This window comes from Micromonospora sp. CV4 (assembly GCF_003667455.1).
Lineage (GTDB): Bacteria > Actinomycetota > Actinomycetes > Mycobacteriales > Micromonosporaceae > Micromonospora.
The window spans coordinates 1-534 of record NZ_RCVI01000039.1 but is presented as its reverse complement, the minus strand read 5'-3'; the positions used below and the strand labels follow the sequence as shown (position 1 = coordinate 534).

Sequence of the window (534 nt, the reverse complement as noted above, 5' to 3'; positions counted from 1 at the left end):
TCCTTCCATCCACCGCCACGCGAGGTCCGTTCGCCGTCGGTCGGTGTATTGCGAGCTCGTGTTCGACACGAAACGTCGCGGGAAGTGCCTGCCCGTCAGCGGAGGCGGGACGTCCCCTGAAGATGGTCGAAGATGAGTTGGTCGACCGGAGAGACGCGGTCGCGGTCGCGGTAGGTGAGCCAGGCGATCTCCTCGATCTCGCTGTCCGGCTGGAGGGCGCCCCGGTAGTCGGCGGTGTAACAGGTCATCCGCACGGTCGTGCCGGCCGGGTGCCCGTGCGCCTGGGCGTGGAAGGTCCCCAGGTGCTCGGCGCTGTCGGCGACGATGGTGACGCTGAGTTCCTCGCGGATCTCGCGGCTGAGGGTGTCGAGATCGCTCTCGCCGGGCTCGCGCTTTCCGCCTGGGAGGTAGTAGACGTCCTTGCCGCGGGAGCGGGAACTGAGGATCGCGCCGTTCTCCAACCGGATCCAGGCGACCTTGTCGATGACGGTCATGCTCAGCCGATCGGGTTGAAGCTGCGGCCGTCGAGCACGT

Annotated in this window: 1 protein-coding gene; it reads right to left on the bottom strand. The window is 67.4% G+C overall.

What is annotated here, in order from left to right; translation table 11 throughout:
* Nucleotides 1-95: 95 nt before the first annotated feature.
* Nucleotides 96-494: an NUDIX domain-containing protein gene (locus tag EAD98_RS00185; protein ID WP_121652106.1), complete on the bottom strand. Its 399-nt coding sequence runs from the start codon at nucleotides 492-494 to the stop codon at nucleotides 96-98.
* Nucleotides 495-534: the final 40 nt, after the last annotated feature.